This is a genomic window from Citrobacter sp. W9 (assembly GCF_026719375.1).
Classification (GTDB): Bacteria; Pseudomonadota; Gammaproteobacteria; order Enterobacterales; family Enterobacteriaceae; genus Citrobacter; species Citrobacter werkmanii.
Window position 1 is genome coordinate 168085 of sequence record NZ_JAPPTE010000009.1, and the last position, 25422, is coordinate 193506.

Consider the following 25422-nt stretch of genomic DNA (forward strand, 5'->3'; position numbering starts at 1 on the left):
CGTGATGCCCGGTCTTATCTTACTGTTCATTATTGCACCTGATAAGATTTATTCTCAAAATAAAAAAATTACATAAATTTTCTTTTTTATCGTTAAGATGATTGCATCAGAAACGTTCGAACAGGGAGGAAGATCGTGATGATGAGAAATACGATGGAAATAGATGCAATTTTGATCGAGTTGAACAAGTCAATTGATGCCCACTATAAATGGCTGGTGAATATGTTCCGTTGCGCAGTAACCTCGAATGCTACGCAACCAGATATCATGGGTGACAACGCGCATTTTGTTTGCCAATTTGGACAGTGGCTTAATAATCAATCGCTGCGCAATGAAGATGATTGTAGCTATGTGAATAAGATAAATACTGTTCATGAAAAAATGCATTTATCAGGCAAGGATTTGCTATTGGCAATACTGGAGAAACGGAGTTATCCATGGCATTTCACCAAATTCGAGGACGCGTTACTGGCATTTACGTCTGCTGTAATGGACTATAAAATATATTTGCTGAGTATCCGGAGCAATATCGACATATTAACAGGCTTACCGGGCAGAAGAATGCTCGATGAGTCTTTTGACCAACAGTTAATCGATGCCGAACCGCTTAACCTTTATATATTGCTGCTGGATATCGACCGTTTTAAACACGTTAATGATACGTATGGTCATCTTGTGGGGGACGTAGTATTACGCGCTCTGGCAGCAAATTTTCTGGTATGGACGCGATATGATGAACAAGCTTACCGCTACGGTGGCGAAGAGTTCATTATCATCATCCGAACGAAAACTGATGAGCAGGCCCGCCAGGCTGGGTTGCGATTGTGTCAGCTTGTTGGCCAGCAAAAAATCCCTTACGCAGATGGAGAGATCGCTATCACCGTAACGGGCGGTATCACCAGAGCTCAGCGGGATGAGAAATTAGATACCGCTCTTGGGCGGGCTGACAGAGCGATGTATCAGGGAAAACAGAGCGGCAGAAATCGCTGTATGTTTATGGATGAACGCGAGCAGATCACCCTGGTTAACGCCAGTGATGGACTTTCGTTCCACCTCAGCGCGTGAGATTCACCTAAGCTGTTTTGCGTTAGTTACGTTTCGTTTAGCTTTCATTGGGGTTGCCGATGATAGGTTAGCCAGATATCCGTTATCTTCGCAGGGAATTGCCAGATAGCGTATAAAGCAAAACACAAATCTATCCATGCAAGCATTTACCGCTGGTTTATCCGGCGGTTTTTTTTATTGCTGGCCAGGGAAAAGGTGCAGGAAAGGCGATTCAGGTAAAAAAATGGCCCCTTGTGCAGTGACGCTACAAGGGGCCGGTTCGGTGCAGGACTATCGTCGTTCATCAATCATCCCATCTGTGGCTAAAATACGCGGCCAGAAAACCGGAAAATAAAATAATTCCCAGAACAGCCATAAAAATATTCATATTACCCAGCATAGTAAATGCTCCTTTATCTGTGAGTTTCCTCTCTTACCTTAAGTTCACCTCGCTTATGACTATAGTAGCAATTGCAACTTAAACAAAGGCTGAACTGTATGATTATTTCGTCTGAAATGTAAAAAATTGACGCGATTTTGTCGGGAAAAATAAATAATAGTGACAAGGCGCGCTTATCCTGGGGGAATTAATCACGATTTTATGCTGAGTGCCAAAGTCATTGTTATACGAACCCCATGCAAATTGTTGCACGGTTATAATGCAACGCTGTCTCATGGTGGTTCAATTTTCCTGACGATCCGCCTTATTGGCGAAATATTTTCATCCAGTCACTGAACTGTACTACTCTAATGCTTTGATTTTATATGGTGTTTTAATATCTGGCATCGTTTTTGCCTTATCACTTCTGAATCCCCTTAATTTGCACCGTTTTGTCTGCCCGGCTGCACCGGAGCTTTCAGCGAATCTAATTTCAGGAGTGAAACTATGCAGCGTCGTACAATTTTAAAAGCTTTTGCGTTATCGGCCTCCGTTATGGCAATGGGCATGAGTTTTAGCGTCCAGGCGGCTGACACTATTAAAGTGGGCATCATGCATTCGTTATCCGGAACGATGGCGATTTCCGAAACGCCGTTGAAAGATGTGGCGTTGATGACTATTGACGAAATCAATGCGCAGGGCGGCGTGTTGGGCAAAAAGCTGGAGCCGGTGGTGGTTGATCCAGCCTCGAACTGGCCTTTATTTGCTGAAAAAGCTCGACAGTTGCTGAGTCAGGACAAAGTAGCGGCGGTGTTCGGGTGCTGGACATCGGTTTCGCGTAAATCGGTGTTGCCGGTATTCGAGGAATTAAATGGTTTGCTGTTTTATCCGGTGCAGTATGAAGGCGAGGAAATGTCGCCTAACGTCTTTTATACCGGCGCGGCGCCTAATCAGCAGGCGATCCCGGCTGTTGAGTATCTGATGAGTGAGGACGGCGGCAGTGCGAAACGCTTCTTCCTGCTGGGGACTGATTATGTTTATCCGCGCACGACTAATAAAATTCTCCGTGCCTTTTTGCATTCGAAAGGTGTTGCCGATAAAGACATCGAAGAGGTGTATACCCCGTTTGGACACAGTGATTATCAGACCATTGTCGCCAGCATTAAAAAATTCGCCGCAGGGGGAAAAACGGCGGTGGTCTCAACCATCAACGGTGATTCTAATGTTCCATTCTATAAAGAGTTAGCGAACCAGGGGCTGAAAGCCACCGATGTTCCGGTGGTGGCCTTCTCCGTAGGTGAGGAAGAATTGCGCGGTATTGATACGAAACCGTTGGTAGGTAACCTTGCCGCCTGGAACTACTTTGAGTCCGTGGATAATGCGGCTAACAAGAAGTTTGTCGCGGATTACCGGGCGTATGCCAAAGCGCACAAATTACCGAATGCGGATTCGGTTGTGACAAACGACCCAATGGAAGCCACCTGGGTTGGTCTGCATATGTGGGCACAGGCAGTAGAAAAAGCCGGAACTACCGATGTGGATAAAGTCCGTGCTGCAATGGCAGGGCAATCATTCGCCGCGCCATCTGGCTTTACCCTCACGATGGATGCCACCAACCATCATCTGCACAAACCCGTCATGATTGGCGAGATTGAAAGCAATGGTCAGTTTAACGTGGTGTGGCAAACCGATGAGCCGGTCCGCGCCCAGCCGTGGAGCCCGTATATCGCCGGCAATGATAAAAAATCTGAACAACCCGTAAAAACCGCCAGCAACTGATCTTATGCCCTCCTGCGGGAGGGCAACGCTTAGGAGAATGCTCATGAAAGTCATGCGCTTTATTCGTGGTGTGATGTTGCTGACGTGGTTTTTGCCGTGGATAGCGCAGGCATCAGATGCCGATACTTTTACCGCTGCCAACCGTGCGCAGCAAGCCACCTTGCTTGAACAATGGGCGATGAATCCCGACCTTCAGCGTTTACCCGTGCTTAAGGCGCTGCGAGATGAAAACCTGCTGACCGATAATGCGAAAAATGCGTTTGTCATGGACGGTGCGCGAGCACAAGCGCTGGGGTCGGCGGCAGCGCCAGACGGCGAGCTAAAAAAAGTCCGTCTGACTAACCGACTGCGCAATCTGGTCGCCGGAACGCTGGCTGCGCATCAGCTTTTAAGTGACAGTGTCACAGTTAGGGCTGATGCCGCACGCATATTACAGCGTGAGGCAATGCCTGGCATGCTGCCATTTTTACAACAACGACTGGCGCAGGAATCGGATGCTGACGTGAAATCTGCACTGGTTATTGCGCTGGCTAACCTGCAACTGACCAGTGCATCACCAGAGGTCAGGCGGCAGGCAATTGAATTGTTGGGGGCGTCAAACGACCCTGAAACCCAGGCGAAATTACAACCTTTCACCCGTGCAGAGCATGAATCTGATGCCCGCGTTCGCGCTGCCGCCGACGAAAGTCTGAATTCCATCGCACACCGCATGAAGGTTGGCGATCTTCTTGGGCAAGCCTTTATGGGATTGTCTCTGGGCTCGATTTTGCTACTGGCGGCATTGGGTCTGGCGATTACTTACGGGTTACTCGGCGTCATCAATATGGCGCATGGCGAGATGTTAATGCTCGGCGCTTACTGTACCTGGATGGTGCAACAGTTGATGGGTCAGTTTCTCCCGCAATGGTTAGCCTGGTATCCGGTCATTGCGCTTCCGGTCGCCTTTTTACTTACCGCGGCAGTAGGAATGTTGCTGGAGCGCGGCGTGATCCGCCATTTATATGGCCGTCCGCTTGAAACACTGCTGGCGACATGGGGGATCAGTCTGATGCTAATCCAGTTGGTGCGAATGACCTTTGGCGCGCAGAACCTCGAAGTCGCCAATCCGACATGGCTTTCCGGGGGAATTCAGGTCTATGCCAATCTGATTTTGCCGTGGAACCGAATTGTGGTGCTTGGCTTTGCCATGCTGGTGCTGTTCTTCACCTGGCTATTGTTGAATAAAACCCGTCTGGGGCTGCGTGTGCGCGCGGTGACGCAAAACCGCAATATGGCGGCCTGCTGCGGCGTGCCTACCGGGCGAGTCGATATGCTGGCCTTTGGACTGGGTTCAGGGATTGCCGGGCTGGGTGGCGTGGCGCTGTCGCAGTTGGGTAACGTGGGGCCGGAGCTGGGGCAAAGTTACATTATTGATTCGTTTCTGGTGGTGGTGCTTGGCGGCGTTGGACAACTCGCCGGGAGTGTGGCAGCGGCGTTTGGTCTCGGGATCTTCAATAAAATTCTTGAGCCTCAGGTGGGGGCTGTTCTCGGCAAAATTATGATCCTAGTGCTGATCATTCTGTTTATCCAGAAACGACCTCAGGGACTTTTCGCATTGAAAGGGAGGGTTATTGACTAATGACTATGCCAATGACATTAACGCTGGCACGAAAAGCGCCGCGCGTGACGCGCATCCTGGGACTGTTTTTGCTGCTGGCGCTCATTATTCTGCCATTTCTGGCGCTACTCCCCGCGGATCATCCGCTGGCAATCTCCGTCTGGACGCTGACGCTGGCCGGGAAAATCCTGTGTTATGCCATTGTGGCGGTGGCACTGGATCTGGTGTGGGGCTATGCCGGAATGCTCTCACTGGGCCATGGCATTTTCTTTGCACTGGGGGGATATGCGATGGGGATGTACCTGATGCGTCAGGCCTCCGGCGAAGGACTACCGGCTTTTATGTCGTTTCTGTCGTGGACCGAACTGCCCTGGTTTTGGTGGGGAACGCAACATTTTATCTGGGCTATGCTGCTGGTTGTGCTGGTGCCCGGCCTGCTGGCGCTGGTGTTTGGCTGGTTTGCTTTTCGCTCAAAAATCAAGGGCGTCTATTTCTCTATCATGACTCAGGCCCTGACTTTCGCAGGCATGTTGCTGTTTTTCCGTAACGAAACCGGGTTTGGTGGAAATAACGGTTTCACCGGGTTTACCACTATTCTGGGGTTCCCCGTGACCGCGACCTCAACCCGTATCGCGCTGTTTCTGGCGACGGTGATGCTACTGGTGCTGGCGTTGTGGCTGGGACTGGCGCTGGCGCGCAGTAAGTTTGGTCGTATCCTGACCGCCGTGCGCGATGCCGAGAATCGGCTGATGTTCTGTGGCTATGATCCGAAAGGTTTCAAGCTGCTGGTGTGGACGCTTTCCGCTGTATTGTGCGGGCTGGCTGGTGCGCTGTATGTTCCGCAGGTGGGCATCATTAACCCCAGCGAAATGTCACCGACCAACTCGATTGAAGCGGCGATTTGGGTCGCCCTCGGCGGTCGCGGAACCCTGATTGGCCCGGTTTTTGGCGCTGTGTTGGTGAACGGCGCTAAAAGTCTGTTTACGGTGATCATGCCCGAATACTGGCAACTGTTTCTTGGTCTGATTTTTATTGGCGTTACGCTGTTTTTACCCCGTGGCGTGATTGGTCTGTTTCGCAAAGGAGACAAATAATGCAGCCAGATGAAGGTCTTTTTACCCGACAGTTGCCAGGGGACAGATTTCGCAATCAAACCGACCCGGTGTTACAGCTGGAAAAAATCAACGTGAACTTTGATGGGTTTCAGGCGCTAACGGATCTCACGCTCAATATTGGCGTAGGTGAACTGCGCTGCATTATTGGTCCTAATGGCGCCGGAAAAACGACGTTGATGGATGTCATTACCGGCAAAACCAGACCGCAAAGCGGTCGTGCGATTTACGATCAGTCTATTGATTTAATGACGTTTGATTCTATTGCCATTGCGCGCCAGGGGATTGGACGAAAATTTCAGAAGCCCACGGTATTTGAAGCGCTAACGGTGGCGGAGAATCTGGAGCTGGCACTGAAAAATGATAAATCCGTTTGGGGTTCTTTACGGGCTCGCCTTTCGGGTGAACAACGGGATCGCATCGATGAAATGCTGGCGCTGTTACGTCTGGGCAACGATCGCGAACGCCGTGCCGGGCTGCTTTCGCATGGACAAAAACAGTTTCTTGAGATCGGCATGCTGCTGGTCCAGGAGCCGCATTTACTACTGCTTGATGAGCCGGCGGCAGGGATGACCGATGCTGAGACGGAATACACCGCGGAGCTGTTTCGCCAGCTTGCCGGAAAGCACTCGCTGATGGTTGTTGAGCATGACATGGGATTTGTCGAGACGATTGCTGACCATGTCACGGTGCTGCATCAGGGGCGAGTACTGGCCGAAGGAAGCCTGCGCGATGTGCAGGCTAATGAGCAGGTTATTGAAGTTTATCTTGGACGGTAAGGAGGGCTGATGCTACAGGTAAATGAACTGAATCAATATTATGGCGGCAGCCATATTCTGCGTGGCGTGAGCTTTGAAGCGCGTATCGGCGAGGTGACGTGTCTGCTGGGGCGTAACGGCGTGGGAAAAACAACGCTACTAAAATGCCTGATGGGACTTATTCCTGCCCGCAGTGGAAGCGTGCTCTGGCAGGAAAAAAATGTCACGCACTGGAAGCCACATCAACGGGTCAGAGCCGGTGTGGCGTACGTACCGCAGGGCCGCGATATTTTTCCTCGTCTGACAGTGGAAGAGAACCTGCTGCTGGGCCTTTCCCGCTTTTCAGCACAGGACGCCCGGCGCGTGCCGGATGATATTTACGCGCTATTTCCAGTGCTACAGGAGATGAAGTATCGACGGGGCGGAGATTTGTCCGGCGGACAGCAGCAGCAACTGGCTATTGGACGGGCGCTGGCCAGTCGCCCGCAGTTGTTGATCCTTGATGAGCCGACCGAGGGGATCCAGCCGTCAGTAATTAAAGAGATTGGTCAGGTTATTTCTCAACTGGCGCACCGGGGCGATATGGCCATTTTGCTGGTGGAACAGTTCTATGATTTTGCGCAGCAGTTGGCTGACAAATACCTGCTTATGTCGCGCGGAAGCATTATTCAAAGCGGTTTCGGCGAGAATATGGAATCTGAGGGAGTACGAGGGCTGGTGGCCATTTGAGATACGCGACAGAACCACTCTGGCTCTGTCGCGATGACAATCAGCAGACTACCGTCTGATCCCAGGGTTTGGCGCGCATACCCTTTATCATTAACGCCCAGGCAAGGATAATTGCCACGATCAGTGCAACAAACAGCGACCACGGCGGTAATGTGGTCAAAATAACGCCACTGACCAATGGATTTACCGCGGCGCCAAGCCAGCCCAGCGACTGGGCGGAAAAATAGCTGGCTTTCATTCCAGCCGGGGCGATGTTATCGATCAGCATGTATTCGCCTGGGGCGTAAATGACCTCGCCGATCGTGAAAAGGGCAGCAGAAATACCCCAGAACCACAGGCTGTTGCCGGAAAACATGAAGCCAACCAGACCGAGCACAAAGAAGATTGTGCCTACTGTCATCAGCGGTCGAATGTTAGCGGCAGTGATCCTGCGTCCGAGGGCATATTGCAGCGATACCACAATGGCGGCATTGACGGGCAGAACGACCGCTACCACTTTTTCGGCAAAATCACCGTTGGCGACCACCATCACGTATTGCGAAATACAGGAAGCAAATGCGCCGCCAACAAATGACGCCAGAAATGCCGACAACGTGAACCAACACAATGCTCTGTCGCGTAGGAGCACCGAGGGTGACCAAACCGCGGCGTTTGAACTTTCTGATGCTGCATTGGAACGTTTTACCCACGTCTGGATAAACACCAGTGGTAAAGCCGAGCAGGCGGCCGCCAGCCAGAACGGTAAGTTAATACTTTGCATCACCAGTAGCGTGCCCAGCGGGGGGCCAACGGTCCAGCCGATGTTCAGCACGGTATAGTTAAGCGAGAAAATTTTCGTTTTGTTGGTGGCAGATAGATTATCGGCAAACCAGGCTTTCAGCACCGTTGCGAAGACGGAGTAGGCGCAGTTGATCAGGGCGAAGAGCAGTACCACCACCACCACGTTATGCACCAGTGGGATCGCAATAAAACCAGAGGCAAAACCGCAGATAGCCAGCAGCATGTAGCGTTTTTTATCGAACTTGTCGGCCAGAATACCAAAGCCAAGGCTGAAAACGACGCCAATAGTCAGGGCGACCGTCATCGCATAACCGATCAGATCGACGCTCAGGTTATACTGCCGACTGAGGTAAATCGTCATAAATGGCAGCGTAGCGCCACGCCCAATGGTTAATAACAAAGATGATGCAAGTAACGCGAGAGTGGACCGTCTCAGAGAGATATTCATTTTCCTGCCCGACAATGCATGTTGTTATGTTTTTTTTAGATATCAGAAACAAATAGCATGGTAAAAGTGTGATGTACACCCAATAAGTTGTCGGAAAATGTCCTCAGCAGCCTACCTGAATTAATGATCTGTTCCGGTACAATGATTTCCGTTACCTTAACTTGTTTACAAAAATTTAATATTTACAAGGGCGGTGGTATGTCACGTAAAGACGGGTTGTTAGCGTTGCTGGTCGTCGTCGTTTGGGGCCTGAACTTTGTCGTCATTAAAGTGGGTCTGCACAATATGCCGCCATTGATGCTGGCAGGATTGCGTTTTTTACTGGTGGCGTTTCCGGCGATATTCTTTATTGCCCGCCCGAAAATCCCGCTTTCGCTGTTACTTGGTTATGGCCTGACTATCAGTTTTGGGCAGTTCGCGTTTCTCTTTAGCGCCATCAAATTCGGTATGCCTGCCGGATTAGCTTCTCTGGTATTACAGGCTCAGGCATTTTTCACCATCATCCTGGGGGCATTCGCTTTTGGCGAGCGTTTGCACGGGAAACAGCTGGTAGGGATTGCGCTGGCCGTGTTTGGCGTACTGGTACTGATTGAAGCCAGTCTGAACGGACAGCATGTCGGCATGCTCGGTTTTATGCTGACGCTGGCGGCAGCGCTAAGCTGGGCCTGCGGCAATATCTTTAACAAAAAAATAATGCAGCATACGGCGCGTCCGGCGGTGATGTCCCTGGTCGTGTGGAGCGCCTTAATTCCCATTATTCCGTTCTTTTTGGCATCCGCACTGCTTGATGGTCCGACACAAATTGTGCAGAGTCTGGTGGCGATAGATATGACCACCATTTTGTCACTGGTTTATCTGGCGTTTGTGGCGACCATTGTGGGTTACGGCATCTGGGGGTCTTTGCTCGGACGTTATGAAACCTGGCGGGTAGCGCCGCTGTCGCTGTTAGTGCCCGTTGTCGGTCTGGCAAGTGCGGTGGTGCTGCTGGATGAAACGCTCACGGGTTTGCAACTGCTGGGTGCGCTGCTGATTATGGCTGGGCTGTATATTAATGTGTTTGGCTTTCGTTTGCGCAAGATAGCGCAGGTGAGAGGGTAATAAAAAGCCCCGCCGTGGCGGGGCAAAAACGAATTACAGATTGCGCGTATTGTAATAAGGCACACCCAATTCGTCGGACTTATCGCTGCCGGCACCCATATGATTAAAATCGAACGGGGACTGATCGTGCGCAGGGGGTATAATCATCGCGTCACGGCTGTTCTGGGTGGCTGGTTGCGCGGTCTGTTCCGCCATGCTCTGGCCCGAAACTATCAACAGCAGGGCCAGCATCGCATAAGACAGAATTTTCATCATTTCCTCGGTTACGTCGTTTGGCGATTAGCAATTACACTGATTGAGCGGAAGCAAATAGCGTGACTCGCCGTGCATATTGGTCATACGGTATTTATGCGGCGGAACATCAAAATAGTTTTTGAACGTTCTGGTCAGGGTTTGCTGAGACTCAAAGCCGTAACGCTCCGCCAGGTAAAGAATCGGCTCGTTACTTTCTTTTAATTTTTGCGCTATTTCAGTCATTTTACGGCTGCGGATGTATTGACCCAGTGAATGACCGGTTTCTTTTTTAAACATCCGTTGCAGGTGCCATTTGGAGTAACCTGAACGCTCAGACACTTTTTCCAGCGAGAGCGGCGATTCAAGGTTATTTTCGATCCAGTCCAAAATGCTATGAATAGTGATTGTGTCAGTATTGCGTCTGGACATCGTCATACCTCTTTTCTGTTTACGGCAGAATTCTCTTAAGCAAATGCTCAAGCGTGGCTACTTCATCCGCCGTTAAGTTTTTTGTTAGTTCCTGGTGCAGGTCTTGCCCGACTAATTGGTGACACTGCTCGCAAATTGCTGCGCCATGCTCGGTGAGTTTCACCAGCACGCCACGCTTATCGTGTGGATTCGGAAGCCTTTCTATCCAGCCTTTACAGGCCAGTCTGTCCAGCATCCGCGTCAGGGCGCCAAGATCGACAGACAGCACTTTTTTCAATTCGACAGGGGTGATGCACACCGCGCAACGGATGGAGCAGAGCACTTTGAACTGTGATGCCGTGATATCCAGCGGTGACAGATAGTCGTTTAGCAAACGATCTTTTTTCTGATTAACCATGTAGATCAAACGCCCCAGTGGGATGATTTCGTTAAACAGATCACTGGTGCTTTTCACAATGGTTGCCCTGGCAAGTAGTTAGTCACGGCTGATATTATTGCTTAGGCAAATATAAGTCAAATAAATGGGGCGGAAAATGCCACGTTTTGCTAAATCAGCAGGCTCCTCAACAGACGTATATAATTTTAACAGTTTGATAATTATGGCTTATAGGTGCAGGTGAAAAATGAATCCTTACACCGTGAAAATGGCTTATCTCTTGGGTTTCACCTTATACTTGCCGTTGACGATTAACGCACAGGAAAGATGACATTATGATGGACTTGTTTAAAGCAATAGGACTGGGGCTGGTAGTCCTGTTACCGTTGGCAAACCCGTTAACCACCGTGGCGTTGTTCCTTGGCCTTGCTGGTAACATGAATAGCGCGGAGCGTAACCGTCAGTCTCTGATGGCGTCTGTGTATGTGTTTGCCATCATGATGGTGGCGTACTATGCCGGACAACTGGTGATGAATACCTTCGGGATTTCAATCCCCGGATTACGAATTGCGGGTGGGTTAATCGTTGCGTTTATCGGTTTTCGGATGTTGTTTCCACAACAAAAGGCGCATGAGTCTCCTGAGGCGAAAAGCAAGTCAGAGGAGCTGGAAGATGAACCGACTGCCAATATTGCATTTGTACCGCTGGCAATGCCAAGCACCGCCGGTCCGGGCACGATAGCAATGATCATCAGCTCGGCGTCAACCGTCCGTCATGGCTCCGAATTTCCTGATTGGGTAATTATGGTTGCGCCGCCGATAATTTTTGCGGTTGTCGGCGTTATCCTGTGGGGGTGTTTACGCAGTTCTGGTGGGATTATGCGCCTGGTAGGCAAAGGCGGCATAGAAGCTATTTCGCGTCTGATGGGCTTCCTGCTGGTGTGTATGGGCGTGCAGTTTATTATTAACGGCGTGCTGGAAATTATTAAAACTTACGCTTAAAAAAACGGGCCCGGTATTATTTTACCAGGCCCGTTTTTTATGAATGTTGAGGCCGCTCTTCGAGCGATACTGGCCATTTACGAAAGATAATCACCGACCATACCAACGCGACAACGGCAGGCACTGCGCCTGTATAACCAATCGTTGACATCGACCAGTGCAAACTCACCTGATTTCCCACCAGCGCGCCAGCGCCAATGCCGATATTAAAGATACCGGAGAACAGCGCCATTGCGACATCGGTGGCATCCGGGGCCAGCGCCAGCACTTTTACCTGCATGCCAAGGCCGATCAACATAATCGCGATGCCCCAGAAAATACTCAGGATGGCGAGGTGCATTTCGCTGTCAGCGGCTGGTAGCAGCAGCACCAGACACAGCGTCAGCAGGGCAATGGCGCTACTGATAAGCATGGACGCATGAAGGTTACCCAGTTTGCCAAATATCACACTACCAATAATACCCGCGCCGCCCAGAATCAGTAGCAGCACGGTAGCAAAGTTGGCACTCAGTCCGGCGACGGTCTGTACAAACGGTTCAATGTAGCTATAAGCCGTGTAGTGGGCGGTGACCACAATCACCGTCAGCACATACAGACTCATCAATGCCGGACGGTGGAATAACACCGGCAAACTTTTAAGTGAACCGGAGTGTTCGCTGGGCAATTCAGGCAGTAACTTAATCAGGCAGAGCAGGGTGACTAACGCCCCCATGCCGATGGCAAAGAATGTGGTGCGCCAGCCAAAATACTGACCGACGATACGCCCGATAGGCAGACCCAGCACCATTGCCAGCGCGGTGCCGGTAGCAATCAGGCTAAGCGCCTGCGCGCGTTTTCCTGCCGGGGCCAGACGAATCGCCAGCGATGCGGTAATGGACCAGAAAATAGCGTGCGCAAAGGCGATACCAATGCGGCTAATCACCAGCACGGTGAAATTCCAGGCCAGGAAAGAGAGTACATGGCTGGCGATGAACACGACAAACAGACAGATCAGGAGCTTGCGTCGTTCCACCTGGCTGGTGAGCAGCATGAAGGGAAGCGACATTAAGGCAACAACCCAGGCGTAGATCGTCAGCATGATCCCGACCTGAGCGGTCTGCATATTAAAACTTTGTGCAATGTCGGACAGCAAACCGACAGGGACAAACTCTGTGGTATTGAAAATAAAACCGGCAATGGCGAGCGTAACTACACGTAGCCACGCCACTTTGCGGGAAACAGTGTCTGTTGTCATAGTGAATCAGTGGATTAGCTGCGAAAAGGTAAGATCGCGATCTTAAAACGATTGCTGGTGAAAATACAATCATTTCGTGATGCGGATCTCATTTTTACAGCTGCGGGTTCAATACCTCAATAAAGGCTTCCAGTTGCCTCGTCATCGCCCCCCTTCGCCAGACCAGCCACGTATTCAGCCAGCGCCAGTTTTCGCTCAATGGCCAGGCGTTGACCTGATGGTGTCCGGGCATACTCTCCAGCATCGAACGTGGAATCAGCGCGATACCCGCACCGGCAATAACGCAGGCCAGCATCCCATGGTATGACTCCATTTCATGAATGGTACCCGGCATGGCGCGATCGGCATGAAACCAGCTTTCAAAATGTCGGCGGTAGGAACAGTTGGCGCGAAACGCGTAAATACTGCAGCCGTTGACGTCGCTGGCCCGCTGGATGGGAGGGTGACCGTGTGGGGTGACAATCATCATCTCTTCACGATAGACCGGAATACCCTCAAGTCCGGGGTGGGTAATAGGGCCATCGGCAAAGGCAGCGTTCAGCGTGCCGTCGAGCACGCCGTCCAGCATGGTGCCAGAGGGACCTGTCGCCAGTGCAAACTGAATTTTCGGGTACCGTTGGTTATATTCAGCCAGCGTTGCAGGAATACGCACCGCGGCGGTGCTTTCCAGCGATCCGAGCGAAAACAAGCCCTGCGGTTCATCCCCGGCGACCACCATTCTCGCTTCCTCAACCAGCGCCAGGATCCGCTGACTGTAGCGTAAAAAGTTGTGCCCGGAGGGGGAAAGCCGCAGGCGCTGGTTTTCACGAATAAACAGATCGACGCCAAGATCGGCCTCAAGTTGGCGTATACGGGTAGTGAGATTGGACGGCACGCGGTGCACCTTCGCTGCGGCCTGCGTAATGCTGCCGGTCTCCGCGACGGCATTGAACATTTCCAGTTGCGTCAGATCCATAATATTCTCTAATCGTGAATGGTGTGGTTAATATTATTCATTTTTCAGAAAGAGTAAATATGCTCATGATATAACCATACCCTGCGATAAAGAGAGGCATCTATGACTATCACAGCAGCAACACATGCTATTTCGGTTGATCCTACCAGCGGTGAAAGACTGACGGCGATGCCGTGGGCCAGCACTGAAGAGATTGCTCAGGCACTGAGTCTTGCAGCAAGTGGCTACAGTGAATGGAAACAGACTACCGTCGCGCACCGCGCGCATACGCTGCGTCATATCGGCCAGGCCCTGCGTAATCGCGCGGAAGAGATGGCGCAGTGTATTTCACGTGAAATGGGTAAACCCATCAAACAGGCCCGGGGTGAAGTCGCCAAGTCAGCCGCGTTGTGTGACTGGTACGCCGAACATGGACCCGCGATGCTGAACCCGGAACCCACGCTGGTGGAAAATAACCAGGCGGTGATTGAGTATCGCCCGCTTGGAACTATTCTGGCGATCATGCCGTGGAATTTCCCGCTGTGGCAGGTACTGCGTGGCGCCATTCCGATTCTGCTGGCCGGTAATGGCTATTTGTTAAAGCATGCGCCTAACGTAACCGGCTGTGCTGCGATTATCGCACAGGTTTTTGCTGATGCAGGCGTACCAGCCGGTGTTTACGGTTGGGTCAATGCCGATAACGCCGGCGTCAGTCAGATGATTAACGACCCGCGCATCGCGGCGGTCACGGTAACGGGGAGCGTACGCGCCGGTGCGGCGATTGGTGCTCAGGCGGGGGCGGCGCTGAAAAAATGCGTACTTGAACTGGGTGGTTCCGATCCGTTTATTGTCCTGAATGATGCCGATCTCGATCTGGCCGTTAAAGCGGCAGTCGCCGGACGTTATCAGAATACCGGGCAGGTTTGTGCGGCAGCAAAACGCTTTATTATCGAAGAAGGGATTGCAGAAGAATTTACTGCGCGTTTTGTGGCGGCCGCGAGCGCGCTCAAAATGGGCGATCCGTTAAACGAAGAAAATGATCTTGGACCGATGGCGCGATTTGATCTGCGTGATGAGTTACATCAGCAGGTTGAAGCATCCCTGGCCGAAGGGGCGAAGTTACTTCTTGGCGGTGAAAAAATAGCAGGTCAGGGCAATTACTATGCCGTGACGGTACTGGGCGGCGTAACGCCAGAAATGACGGCTTTCCGCCAGGAGCTGTTTGGTCCGGTTGCGGCGATCACCGTTGCCAGGAATGCGGAACATGCTCTGGCGCTGGCGAATGACAGTGATTTTGGATTATCCGCCACGGTGTTCACTGCGGATGACGCGCTGGCCCAGAAGATGGCCTCTCGTCTGGAGTGTGGAGGCGTATTCATCAATGGTTACAGCGCCAGCGATGCCCGTGTAGCGTTTGGCGGCGTGAAGAAAAGTGGTTTTGGTCGCGAGCTTTCGCATTTTGGCCTGCATGAGTTTTGTAATGTGCAGACCGTCTGGAAAAACCGCCTCTGAAGGTGAGGGTGCCTCCGTCGGGGGCACCTGTCTGGTCTCGGCATATTTTTGTCATTGACTCTTCGTCCGCTGACACCTAATGGTCTGACGCAGCGTATTGAGCTCTGTTATACTCGCAGGCCTTTCATACCTGCGAGCAAGGAGCATGTTGTGGCCAGGGCCATGGACAATTCAATTTTAGAGACCATTGTACAGCAGGTTCGTCCGCTGATTGGTCAGGGTAAAGTCGCTGATTATATTCCTGCGTTAGCCTCTGTCGACGGATCAAAACTGGGCATCGCCATCTGTACCGTCGATGGGCAGCACTATCAGGCAGGGGATGCACAAGAACGCTTTTCTATTCAGTCGATTTCGAAGGTATTAAGTCTGGTCGTGGCGATGCGTCACTATCAGGAAGAGGAGATCTGGCAACGCGTTGGCAAAGATCCGTCCGGTCATCCTTTTAATTCCCTGGTGCAGTTGGAACTGGAGCAGGGTATCCCGCGTAATCCCTTTATTAACGCCGGGGCGCTGGTGGTTTGCGACATGCTGCAAGGGCGTCTGAGCGCACCACGTCAACGGATGCTGGAAGTGGTTCGGGCATTAAGCGGCGTCCCGGATATCGCCTACGATGCGACGGTGGCGCGATCAGAGTTTGAGCATTCCGCACGTAACGCGGCTATTGCCTGGTTGATGAAATCGTTCGGCAATTTTAACCATGACGTGACCACTGTGTTGCAAAACTATTTTCACTACTGCGCATTGAAAATGAGCTGTGTGGAACTGGCGCGAACCTTCGTATTTTTGGCGAATCAGGGCCATGCCTTCCATCTTGAGGAGCCCGTAGTGACGCCGATGCAGGCCCGACAAATCAACGCGCTGATGGCGACCAGTGGGATGTATCAGAACGCAGGGGAATTTGCCTGGCGGGTTGGGTTGCCGGCAAAATCTGGTGTGGGTGGCGGTATCGTGGCCATCGTTCCGCACGAGATGGCGATTGCTGTCTGGAGTCCGGAACTGGACCCAGCGGGAAATTCACTGGCGGGTATCGCCGCGCTGGAGCAACTAACGCAACAAATGGGGCGTTCGGTTTACTGATGAATACGCTCGATCCTCTTTTTGCCCGGCTGGCGAAATCGACGTTTCGCTCGCGGTTTCGCCTCGGCCAGAAAGAAAGGCAGTATTGTCTGGATAAAGGCGCGCCGGTTATTGAACAACATGCAGCCGATTTTATTGCCAAACGGCTGGCTCCCGCTTTTCCCGCTAATGATGGGAAACAGACGCCAATGCGTGGTCACCCGGTATTCATCGCGCAGCACGCGACGGCGACCTGCTGTCGGGGGTGCCTGGCAAAATGGCATGACATTCCTCAGGGTGTGGCACTAAACGAACAACAGCAACGTTACGTTGTCACGGTTATATATCACTGGTTAGTGATTCAAATGAACAAGCCATAGATAACATTATCCTATGATACAACCCCTTGTGTTATGTAATTGTTAAAAGCATGCTGAGGGGGTCAATCTAAGGAGAAAAAATGGCTTCCTGCAAACCCTGCTTCGTGCTGAATGCGGCCCAGATTCTGTCGAGAATCGACGAGCTCAGCGATGTCCTTGAACAGTGCGTCAATGATGGCGCCTCCGTCAGCTTTATGCTGCCTTTTAATCGTGAGAAATCACGGCCTTTCTGGATGAACGTCGCGCAAAGCGTTGCCCGTGGGGAAAGACTCGTTCTTGGCGCCCAGAATGCCCAGGGAACGCTTGTCGGTACCGTCCAGCTCATTATCGATCAACCTGAAAACCAACCTCATCGCGCCGATGTCGCTAAGCTGCTGGTTCATACTTCTGCGCGGCGGAGCGGGATTGCCCGGAAACTGATGAACGAGCTGGAAAGTTGTGCGCGTCAAAGGGGCAAAACGTTGCTGGTGCTCGATACGGCGACGGGCAGTGGCGCGGAGTTGTTCTACCACAAGTGTGGGTGGCAAAAAGCAGGAGTGATACCTGACTATGCCAAAATGCCTGACGGGACGCTGACCGGGACCACACTTTTTTATAAAACTCTCTAATTTGTCGCTGGGGATTGATCAAAACAGGGTTTCAATGTATTAAAGTTTGCTAACCTATTGGACCAATTCAATCAGGTTGTATGACTAATTAAAAAGGGAACCCATTGTGCAAACTTTAAATCGTCGCGATTTCCCCGGTGCTCAGTATCCTGAACGCATTATTCAGTTTGGTGAAGGAAACTTCCTGCGCGCCTTCGTTGACTGGCAAGTCGATCTGCTGAATGAGCATACCGATCTTAACTCTGGTGTGGTCATTGTCCGACCTATCGAAAGTACTTTCCCTCCATCACTGAGTACACAGGACGGCCTTTATACCACCATCATTCGTGGTTTGAATGAGAAGGGCGAGGCCGTGAGCGACGCCCGTTTAATTCGTTCGGTTAACCGCGAGATCAGCGTCTATAGTGAGTACGATGAGTTCCTGAAGCTGGCGCATAACCCTGATATGCGTTTTGTTTTCTCCAATACCACCGAAGCCGGCATCAGCTATCATGCTGGTGATAAGTTTGAGGATGAGCCAGCGGTGAGTTATCCGGCCAAACTGACCCGACTGCTGTTCGAGCGCTTCAGCCATTTTAATGGCGCGTCGGATAAAGGCTGGATAATCATTCCTTGTGAACTGATTGATTACAATGGTGATGCGCTGCGTGAACTGGTTCTGCGCTATGCCCAGGAGTGGGCATTGCCGGAAGCATTTATCCAATGGCTGGATCAGGCCAACGCCTTTTGCTCCACGCTGGTGGACCGTATTGTCACCGGCTATCCACGTGATGAAGTCGCGAAGCTTGAAGCGGAACTGGGTTATCACGATGCGTTTCTGGACACCGCAGAACACTTCTATCTGTTTGTTATCCAGGGGCCGAAGTCATTAGCCGCTGAGTTGCGTCTGGATAAATATCCGCTGAATGTCCTGATTGTTGATGACATCAAACCGTATAAAGAACGGAAAGTGGCCATTCTCAACGGCGCACATACCGCATTGGTTCCCGTTGCCTGGCAGGCTGGGTTGGATACCGTGGGGGAGGCCATGAATGACGCGGAGATTCGCGCCTTCGTGGAAAAAGCGATCTATGAAGAAATTATTCCAGTGCTGGATTTACCACGCGATGAGCTGGCGTCTTTTGCCAGCGCGGTGACAGGTCGATTCTGCAACCCGTATATCAAACATCAGTTGTTGTCGATTGCCCTGAACGGCATGACTAAATTCCGCACTCGCATCTTGCCGCAACTGCTGGCGGGGCAACAGGCCAGCGGTAAACTGCCTGCGCGTCTGACATTTGCGCTTGCCGCGTTGATTGCGTTCTACCGTGGTGAGCGTAACGGTGAGTCTTACCCGGTTCAGGATGATGCGCACTGGATGACGCGTTTTCAACAGCTATGGTCCCAGCATCATGACCGCCAGATAAGCACCGAAGAGCTGGTTAAAGCTGTGCTGGCCGTTACAGAACACTGGGAACAGGATCTGACGGAAGTTTCCGGACTGGTAGAACAGGTTACTGCCGATCTGGATAGCATTCTGCTAAGAGGCATGCGCGAAGCCGTTAAACCACTGTGCTAATACGCAGACCCGGCTCAGGCCGGGTTTTTTACAGATTTTACTTAGTTACAACATACTATAGTTTTCTACTTTTATGGTGACAGTCTGCCACTTCAGCGCATTGTCCGTTCAGCAGGAGGAAAGATGTTTAGATAGTGTTGCGATTAGCTTGCAACATTGATCATGTTCGCGTCTAATGTGACGGATTTCACATTTTTCCGAAGATAACCATGATCGTTCGCCCCCAACAACACTGGCTACGCCTGATATTCGTCTGGCATGGGTCGGTATTATCTAAAATTTTTTCACGTCTGCTGCTGAACTTCCTGCTCTCCATCGCCGTTATTATCATGCTGCCGTGGTATACGATGCTGGGCATCAAATTTACCCTGGCGCCGTTCAGCATTCTCGGCGTGGCGATTGCTATCTTTTTAGGTTTTCGTAATAACGCCTGTTATTCACGTTATGTTGAGGCTCGACACCTGTGGGGGCAGTTGATGATTGCTTCCCGGTCGCTGCTACGTGAAGTAAAAACTACCTTGCCGGACGACAGCGAACTGGGACAGTTTGTTCGTCTGCAAATCGCCTTTGCCCACTGTTTACGCATGACTTTACGCCGTCAGCCACAGGCTGAACCATTGGCGAAATACCTTAGTGAGGAGGATCTGCGAATAGTATTTGCCTCACAATCACCGGCAAATCGCATTCTGTTGCTGATGGGGGAATGGTTAGCTGTACGTCGGCGCAATGGTCAACTGTCAGACATATTATTCCATAGTTTAAACAATAGGTTAAATGATATGTCTGCGGTGCTGGCAGGATGTGAACGGATCGCGAATACCCCCGTCCCGTTTGCTTATACCTTAATCCTTCATCGCACGGTCTATCTGTTTTGCATCATGTTGCCATTCGCGTTGGTGGTAGATTTACATTACATGACGCCGTTTATCTCAGTGCTGATTTCCTATACTTTTATTTCGCTCGATACGCTTGCAGAAGAGCTGGAAGATCCGTTTGGTACAGAGAACAACGACCTCCCGTTGGATGCGATTTGCAATGCCATTGAAATCGATTTGTTACAGATGAATGATGAAACAAACGTGCCAGCAAAACACATTCCGGATAAGCATTACCAACTCACTTAGTTACATTCTTTTGCCACCATGTAGGCTGCATATCTGAAAAAGAATGAAATTCCGGCGCCAGGTCTTCATCGTCAGGATCGTCAAAAGCGCCAGCTAACAGCGCAATAACCGGGGCGTCATCAATGGCGCCTACGGAACTGCCACACTGAGGGCAAAAAGCCCGACTTGACGTCTCAGAAGAGCGCCAGGTTGTCGGTTTTCCGGCTTTACCCGTCCACGTTACATTTTCTGCATTAAACTCAATCCAGACGACGGTTGGTGCGCCCGTATGTTTCCGACATATATCGCAGGAGCAGGTATGGGAATTATTAGGACTGCTGGCCGCGAAGCGAATCGAACCACACAGACAGCCACCAATGTAGACTTTAGACATGACAACTCCTGTCAGAAACACGTTGCCAGACACTAGCAGATGACAGGCTTTGCCACTAGATCCTCATGATAAAAAGGCGAGGGCGCGCATGGCAGATAGTCAGCTCCTGTGATGCACTTATAATAAACGCTTAATCATTACGTCTGGCTACGATAAATAACCGCGGAAAGGCCAGCAAAATTTTACCGTTTTCCTGCAGAGGATATTGTTCCTGAAGTAGCTCATGATAACGCGCGAGGTAAAGATGTTGCTCATTTTCGCTCAAATCACGCAACCAGGGCCGCAGGCCCGTTGAGCTTACCCAGTCGATAATCGATTGATGTGAATCCATAACGTGATAATACGTTGTGCGCCAGATATCCACCTCACAGCCCGCTTCAGTCAAAATATCATAGTAGGCGTGAACGCCAGGAAGCGGCGAGCGGCCCCGGTCAGGGTAGCCTTGTTCATAAGCCACTTCACGCATCAAAACATGCGTTGGCTCTAGCCAGTTATCCGGCATTTGTACCGCCAGCACGCCATTGCGAGCCAGTAGCGATACCAGATGCGGGAACAATTCATAGTGATCGGGAACCCACTGCAATGAGGCATTGGCATACAGCAGGTCCAGAGGCTGCTCTGTCTGGAATGAACGAATGTCCGCTTCAATAAAACGGCATGTCGGTAATGCATTGCGCGCCTCATTAAGCATGGCGGGTGAGGTATCTACCCCGGTAATTACAGCCGAGGGCCAGCGCTGATGCAGTAATGCCGTACTGTTTCCCGGACCACAGCCAAGATCGACCACTGAATGGACATTCTCTAACGCCACTCTGCTGAGTAATTCCGCAGCGGGTCTTGATCGTTCAGTTTCATATTGCAGATAAAGCGCAGGATTCCAGTCGGCCATGAATGAATCTCCAGTATGAGAGAAGAAGGCGGAAAGGGGCACATAAGTCCTTGCCGATGAGCCATTTCTTTTAGAAGATTATATGAAAATACAGGAGAAGGGCAGAAATATGCTGGAAACATCGAGGCTGATTTTACGCCCGTGGGAAGCCAAAGACAAAGCCCCGTTTGCCGCGTTAAATGCCGATCCGGACGTGATGCGTTTTTTTCCGGCTCCGCTGCAACGAACGGAAAGCGACAACCTGGCTGCCAGATTCCAGGAAGGCATTACAGAGCGCGGCTGGGGATTCTGGGCCGTTGAACTTAAAGAAACACAGCAGTTTGTGGGGTGTGTAGGTTTACATCCACAACCTGATAAATTTCACTTTTCACCCTGTACCGAAATAGGCTGGCGTCTTGCTAAATCCTTCTGGCACCAGGGGCTGGCATTGGAGGCCGCCGAGGCGTGCCTGACGTTTGCTTTCGAGGACCTGGCGTTAAGTGAGGTGGTTTCATTTACGTCGGTGCTGAATAAACCGTCAGAGCGTCTGATGATACGGTTGGGCATGAATAAAACTGAAGAGTTCGTGCATCCCGCGTTGCCCTCTGATCACCGGTTAGCACAACACATCCTGTATCGGAGGGGGGCAATTTGATTACCGTTTTTCGGAAAGTAAGCGATGTCTCATGGAGCAGTATATAACGATTATCTACTTGTCAAAGCCCACCAGAATTGTCTAATCACTGGCTCGTTAGAAATGTCCAAATGTTGAAAAGTCTGCTTAGTGCTGTGAGTTCAATGAGTCGATGCAACGCCATCTTTAATCAGGGGGGACGTTCATATGAACGGGCATATCCGGTCATCTTCCCCCAGTACATTACGGTTATTTTGATGTCAGCAATTCATATTTTTATGCCCAGTCTTTTGCTATTTCAGATGAGCTGGTAACAAAAGCATGTTGAGGTAGAATTTTTTCAAGTAAAAACACATTGGTTTCATGATCTGGATCTGCGCAGCAATCACTCACAACGATAAGGCGGTAATCCAGGTCAAACGCTTGCCCCACTGTAGAAAGCACAACGCCACTGGTCGTCACACCGGTAAGAATCAGCTCTTCGATGCCTTGAGCACGGAGAACCATCTCAAGTTCGGTAAACGAGAAAGCTCCGACTCTGCGTTTAACGATGACAACCTCATTCTCTGCCGGAGCGACATCAGGATGAATAGCCGTGCTCTCGTTGTCAGCCATAAAAATTCCATTCTCTTTAATCGCAGAAAAGATCGTGTTGTTTTTGCTGACCTCTGGATACCCCTTGCGGAATCCGACACTGACATAAATGACCGGTACGCCTGCCGTGCGTGCAGCGGCTATCAGTGATGCGGTATTGCGGATAACGTTTCCAGCGCTTTCTTGCGGGAGGAAATTGTTAAGGATGATCGTCTGAAAATCCATAACCAGCAGTGCGCTGTTTTTACTGATGTTACTAAGTTGATTTGACATTAAATTTCCGAAGTTTGCAGATGACGTGTAATGAAGTCAGTTAGCGTGTTGCTGACTGGCGATGGATTTTAAAGTTCCAGACCGCTCCGGATAGCAGGATGCAGCTGGTTGCCAGGAAGACGGCTCGCATACCGATATGCCCGCCGACAAAGCCGCCAATCAGCGGTCCGATGAACTGGCCAGCGAACTGTGCTGCGACGGAATAGCCAAGAATGCTGCCCACCATACCTTCTGGTACGCGGTGGCGTATCACTGCTGCAATACAAGGCAATAAGCCTCCGAGTGCCAGTCCCATAAGGAAACGCAGGGCAATCAGTTGCCACCCGGAGGTGACAAATGCCTGAGGGATCAGCAGTAAACCGGCCGCAGTCAGTGCCAGCGTGATAATGCGTAAATGTCCTATCCTGTCTGCCACTTTTCCTAGCCATGACGCGGAAATAATACTGCCCAGAGCCGTTGCAGCCATCACATATCCCGCTACTTTCGTTATCTGAGAAGCCTCACTGACGAGAGTGCGCACATAGACTGTGATAATGGGTTCTATCGACATATTGGCCAGCATCAGCAGCAGACCGGTGCAAAGCATGCAGATAATTACAGTACGGGCAGGCAACTGCGACCAGCTCACTCCCGTTTTTGCCACTGTATCCTCAGGCTTTTGCACCTCTTCGCGAATGAGTGTGAGGGTCATGATAAAGGACAGAAATATCAGCGCACCTGCACAGAAAAACGTGGTTCGAATACCGATCAGACCAGGAAGCCATCCTCCGGTAAGTGGACCGACAAGATTGCCAGCCATTACACCGGATGAAACAATCCCCAGCGCCCAGGCTGCACGGTCTCTGGGAGCCTGAACTGCGATAAGAATTGTCGCGCCGGATGAGTAGCCTCCTGCCAGGCCAACTAACAACCTTAATCCGACAAGTTGCCATATATTTGTCACCAGCCCCATAAGCGAAACAGTAGCTGCCATGCCAAGGCTGGCTCTCACGAGCATCGACTTGCGTCCATATCTGTCACCGAGTTTTCCCCAGACAGGGGCGATCAACCCGGCAGTGATAAACGTTGCGCTAAATGCTACGCCAGACCATTGAACGACCGCGGCATGCCCGCTAACACCCAGTTCTTCGACATACAAAGGCAGGAACGGCAGCATAAGGGTCATTGCGAAGACGGTTGAGAACGAGCCAATGAAGCAAACGAGCAGGTTTCGTTGCCAGAAGCTGTTATACAATTGGGTCATAGAAATACTCTTTCTTGGTATACCACATTGGTATACCATAAAGATAATGCATTTCACTGTCAATTTTTGGGAGATCATTGCCGTCATGAGCCAGGCATCTGAGGTTGAAAACCAATTAAGAAAACTGATACTCAACATGGAGCTGGGGCCGGGAGAGCGGTTAACGGAGCGCTGGGCTGAAGCGACGTTTAACGCGTCCCGGACACCTGTGCGTGCAGCATTACAAAAGCTGGAGTCGGAAGGGCTAGTATGTCGTGACGGGTTACGCTGGATGGTGGCACCGATTGATGTCGCTGAAGTTGAACAGCTGTGTATTTACCGGGAAGTACTGGAAGTGGCGGCATTAAAACTATCCGCCAGTCAAATGACGGAAGAACAACTCAACGGTCTGGAAAACCTGCTTAAAACGAATATTGCTGATGCGCCAGAAGAGGTGATGGACGATGCCGGGACACGATTCCATCTACAGTTGGCCCGTCTTTGTCAGAATGCGTTTATTTTCGAAGGGGTAAGCGATGCCCTGCGCCGACTTTCACGGGCACGATGGCTCGACAAAGCGCCGTCAAATCCCGCGTGGGATGATCATCGAGAAATAATTGCTGCGCTTCGGTCGCGGGATACTGATAAGGCAGCAGAATTACTCGCCGTTCATCTCTGCGAAAGCCGCCTCCGCCTTCTTGAGGCAATCAATTCAAGCAGGCGTAGCCTAAGGGCGAGAGGTATTGCGATATCCTAATATGGTCTCCAGGTCGTCGGGGTCGCAGATCTGTGAACGGGGTCAGTACGTAAAAATTATTACGTATCGGCGCGGTTTGAGTGGATGACCGGACACCATAAAAACCTCTTAACCAGCCAGAATTGGCTGGCTGTTTTCGTCGACGTCTGACGAATCGAAAAACAGACGTTATACGTAATGATCCGCGCACGAGTATTAAAGGCGTTGTGATGTAGATGCGGCGGCTGCGGGTGACGTTCGCCAGTTCCGGCGGTGGTGGCCACCACGGATTACGTAAAATTTCACGTAATCCGGTTTATCGATACGTGAATTTGCCATGCTGCGTGAAACGCGCTGTAAGCCGTTCGTTGTGTGATGTGGTTGATTGACCAGGCCGGAACCGTAAAAATGGCTCTCCGTGTCACTTGTCAAGGCTCAATTGAAATGTCCGTTATCCAGCTCAATTAAAATGACCACTTTGATCTCTCATTCTCTTTACTGATAGACTTTCCTCCGACTGAAACAACAGGATGATTGAGCCCATGCTTCGAT

27 protein-coding genes and 1 pseudogene are annotated in these 25422 nt (G+C 51.0%); 16 read left to right on the plus strand and 12 right to left on the minus strand.

The features are described from left to right. The first annotated feature begins 138 nt into the window (after positions 1–138). Positions 139–1065 (plus strand): diguanylate cyclase, encoded by a 927-nt coding sequence (locus tag OOJ59_RS14985; RefSeq protein ID WP_137351580.1) that lies wholly within the window; start codon positions 139–141, stop codon positions 1063–1065. Between the two features lie 146 nt (positions 1066–1211). Here OOJ59_RS14985 and OOJ59_RS28245 read toward each other — a convergent pair whose 3' ends face one another. Together OOJ59_RS28245 and mgtS are read right to left on the minus strand one after the other, a co-directional pair. Next, complete coding sequence (locus OOJ59_RS28245; RefSeq protein WP_419866971.1) at positions 1212–1349, minus strand: hypothetical protein; 138 nt, start codon at positions 1347–1349, stop codon at positions 1212–1214. Continuing rightward, a complete protein-coding gene (mgtS, locus tag OOJ59_RS14995; protein WP_003032406.1) occupies positions 1349–1444 on the minus strand; it encodes a protein MgtS in 96 nt (31 codons plus the stop codon). Before mgtS ends, OOJ59_RS28245 begins: the two co-directional genes overlap by 1 nt. 486 nt (positions 1445–1930) lie before the next feature. On the opposite strand from mgtS, the gene urtA reads away from it, so the two are divergent. From urtA to urtE, 5 genes are read left to right on the plus strand one after another with little or no spacing between them, the layout of a single operon-like run. Then, on the plus strand, positions 1931–3202 hold the full coding sequence (gene urtA, locus OOJ59_RS15000; RefSeq protein WP_038640537.1) for an urea ABC transporter substrate-binding protein: 1272 nt from the start codon (positions 1931–1933) through the stop codon (positions 3200–3202). Positions 3203–3245: 43 nt separating this feature from the next. After that, the gene (urtB, locus tag OOJ59_RS15005; protein ID WP_160956296.1) at positions 3246–4820 is read left to right on the plus strand and encodes an urea ABC transporter permease subunit UrtB; all 1575 of its coding nucleotides are present in this window, start codon (positions 3246–3248) and stop codon (positions 4818–4820) included. After that, positions 4820–5893 (plus strand): urea ABC transporter permease subunit UrtC, encoded by a 1074-nt coding sequence (urtC, locus tag OOJ59_RS15010; RefSeq protein WP_006684597.1) that lies wholly within the window; start codon positions 4820–4822, stop codon positions 5891–5893. The genes urtB and urtC overlap by 1 nt, the downstream gene beginning before the upstream one ends. Further along, on the plus strand, positions 5893–6690 hold the full coding sequence (gene urtD / locus OOJ59_RS15015; RefSeq protein ID WP_137347266.1) for an urea ABC transporter ATP-binding protein UrtD: 798 nt from the start codon (positions 5893–5895) through the stop codon (positions 6688–6690). The genes urtC and urtD overlap by 1 nt, the downstream gene beginning before the upstream one ends. 9 nt (positions 6691–6699) lie before the next feature. After that, on the plus strand, positions 6700–7398 hold the full coding sequence (gene urtE / locus OOJ59_RS15020) for an urea ABC transporter ATP-binding subunit UrtE (protein ID WP_121529040.1): 699 nt from the start codon (positions 6700–6702) through the stop codon (positions 7396–7398). Positions 7399–7438: 40 nt separating this feature from the next. Here the strand turns inward: urtE and ydeE are convergent, their stop codons facing one another. Beyond that, positions 7439–8626, minus strand: coding sequence for an efflux MFS transporter YdeE (ydeE, locus tag OOJ59_RS15025; protein ID WP_085048236.1), 1188 nt, complete (start codon positions 8624–8626; stop codon positions 7439–7441). 198 nt (positions 8627–8824) lie between these two features. On the opposite strand from ydeE, the gene eamA reads away from it, so the two are divergent. After that, a complete protein-coding gene (eamA, locus tag OOJ59_RS15030; RefSeq protein ID WP_087856391.1) occupies positions 8825–9724 on the plus strand; it encodes an O-acetylserine/cysteine exporter in 900 nt (299 codons plus the stop codon). 33 nt (positions 9725–9757) lie between these two features. Here eamA and marB read toward each other — a convergent pair whose 3' ends face one another. The 3 genes from marB to marR are packed head-to-tail and all read right to left on the minus strand — an operon-like array spanning position 9758 to position 10841. Further along, positions 9758–9976, minus strand: a complete 219-nt coding sequence (gene marB / locus OOJ59_RS15035) for a multiple antibiotic resistance protein MarB (protein WP_160956300.1) — start codon at positions 9974–9976, stop codon at positions 9758–9760. A gap of 27 nt (positions 9977–10003) precedes the next feature. Continuing rightward, positions 10004–10387: an MDR efflux pump AcrAB transcriptional activator MarA gene (marA, locus tag OOJ59_RS15040; protein ID WP_003032424.1), complete on the minus strand. Its 384-nt coding sequence runs from the start codon at positions 10385–10387 to the stop codon at positions 10004–10006. A 19-nt stretch (positions 10388–10406) separates the two neighbouring features. Then, complete coding sequence (marR, locus tag OOJ59_RS15045) at positions 10407–10841, minus strand: multiple antibiotic resistance transcriptional regulator MarR (protein ID WP_042308445.1); 435 nt, start codon at positions 10839–10841, stop codon at positions 10407–10409. Positions 10842–11098: 257 nt separating this feature from the next. On the opposite strand from marR, the gene OOJ59_RS15050 reads away from it, so the two are divergent. Beyond that, a complete protein-coding gene (locus OOJ59_RS15050) occupies positions 11099–11764 on the plus strand; it encodes a MarC family NAAT transporter (RefSeq protein ID WP_061381352.1) in 666 nt (221 codons plus the stop codon). A gap of 37 nt (positions 11765–11801) precedes the next feature. On the opposite strand, the gene OOJ59_RS15055 is transcribed toward OOJ59_RS15050, so the two are convergent. Continuing rightward, the gene (locus OOJ59_RS15055; RefSeq protein ID WP_137347268.1) at positions 11802–12998 is read right to left on the minus strand and encodes a sugar transporter; all 1197 of its coding nucleotides are present in this window, start codon (positions 12996–12998) and stop codon (positions 11802–11804) included. Positions 12999–13092: 94 nt separating this feature from the next. Continuing rightward, positions 13093–13953: a putrescine utilization regulator PtrR gene (ptrR, locus tag OOJ59_RS15060; RefSeq protein WP_038640556.1), complete on the minus strand. Its 861-nt coding sequence runs from the start codon at positions 13951–13953 to the stop codon at positions 13093–13095. A gap of 102 nt (positions 13954–14055) precedes the next feature. Here ptrR and sad point away from each other — a divergent pair, with 102 nt between their 5' ends. From sad to OOJ59_RS15090, 6 genes are all read left to right on the plus strand, one after another. Further along, entirely contained in the window at positions 14056–15444 is a 1389-nt protein-coding gene (sad, locus tag OOJ59_RS15065; RefSeq protein ID WP_160956295.1) for a succinate-semialdehyde dehydrogenase, read from the plus strand. Between the two features lie 150 nt (positions 15445–15594). Then, positions 15595–16521, plus strand: coding sequence for a glutaminase B (glsB, locus tag OOJ59_RS15070; RefSeq protein WP_038640560.1), 927 nt, complete (start codon positions 15595–15597; stop codon positions 16519–16521). Then, positions 16521–16880: a DUF4186 domain-containing protein gene (locus tag OOJ59_RS15075; protein WP_038640562.1), complete on the plus strand. Its 360-nt coding sequence runs from the start codon at positions 16521–16523 to the stop codon at positions 16878–16880. Before glsB ends, OOJ59_RS15075 begins: the two co-directional genes overlap by 1 nt. A gap of 80 nt (positions 16881–16960) precedes the next feature. Next, entirely contained in the window at positions 16961–17488 is a 528-nt protein-coding gene (locus OOJ59_RS15080; RefSeq protein WP_137347270.1) for a GNAT family N-acetyltransferase, read from the plus strand. A gap of 106 nt (positions 17489–17594) precedes the next feature. After that, a complete protein-coding gene (locus tag OOJ59_RS15085) occupies positions 17595–19046 on the plus strand; it encodes a tagaturonate reductase (RefSeq protein ID WP_137351585.1) in 1452 nt (483 codons plus the stop codon). A gap of 209 nt (positions 19047–19255) precedes the next feature. Further along, positions 19256–20170, plus strand: coding sequence for a bestrophin family protein (locus tag OOJ59_RS15090; protein WP_085048229.1), 915 nt, complete (start codon positions 19256–19258; stop codon positions 20168–20170). Here OOJ59_RS15090 and OOJ59_RS15095 read toward each other — a convergent pair. Next, positions 20163–20543, minus strand: a complete 381-nt coding sequence (locus OOJ59_RS15095) for a GFA family protein (RefSeq protein ID WP_085048228.1) — start codon at positions 20541–20543, stop codon at positions 20163–20165. The genes OOJ59_RS15090 and OOJ59_RS15095 overlap by 8 nt on opposite strands. A gap of 130 nt (positions 20544–20673) precedes the next feature. Beyond that, the gene (gene tam / locus OOJ59_RS15100) at positions 20674–21432 is read right to left on the minus strand and encodes a trans-aconitate 2-methyltransferase (RefSeq protein ID WP_085048227.1); all 759 of its coding nucleotides are present in this window, start codon (positions 21430–21432) and stop codon (positions 20674–20676) included. A 109-nt stretch (positions 21433–21541) separates the two neighbouring features. Between tam and OOJ59_RS15105 the strand changes: the two genes are divergently transcribed. Continuing rightward, the gene (locus OOJ59_RS15105) at positions 21542–22066 is read left to right on the plus strand and encodes a GNAT family N-acetyltransferase (RefSeq protein WP_085048226.1); all 525 of its coding nucleotides are present in this window, start codon (positions 21542–21544) and stop codon (positions 22064–22066) included. A 239-nt stretch (positions 22067–22305) separates the two neighbouring features. On the opposite strand, the pseudogene OOJ59_RS15110 reads toward OOJ59_RS15105, so the two are convergent. Both OOJ59_RS15110 and OOJ59_RS15115 read right to left on the minus strand, forming a co-directional pair. Continuing rightward, positions 22306–22912, minus strand: a pseudogene (locus tag OOJ59_RS15110) (cysteine hydrolase family protein). Positions 22913–22952: 40 nt separating this feature from the next. Then, positions 22953–24155 (minus strand): MFS transporter, encoded by a 1203-nt coding sequence (locus OOJ59_RS15115; RefSeq protein ID WP_160956293.1) that lies wholly within the window; start codon positions 24153–24155, stop codon positions 22953–22955. 85 nt (positions 24156–24240) lie between these two features. Here OOJ59_RS15115 and OOJ59_RS15120 point away from each other — a divergent pair, with 85 nt between their 5' ends. Next, entirely contained in the window at positions 24241–24891 is a 651-nt protein-coding gene (locus tag OOJ59_RS15120) for a GntR family transcriptional regulator (RefSeq protein WP_160956292.1), read from the plus strand. The last annotated feature ends 531 nt before the right edge of the window (positions 24892–25422 follow it).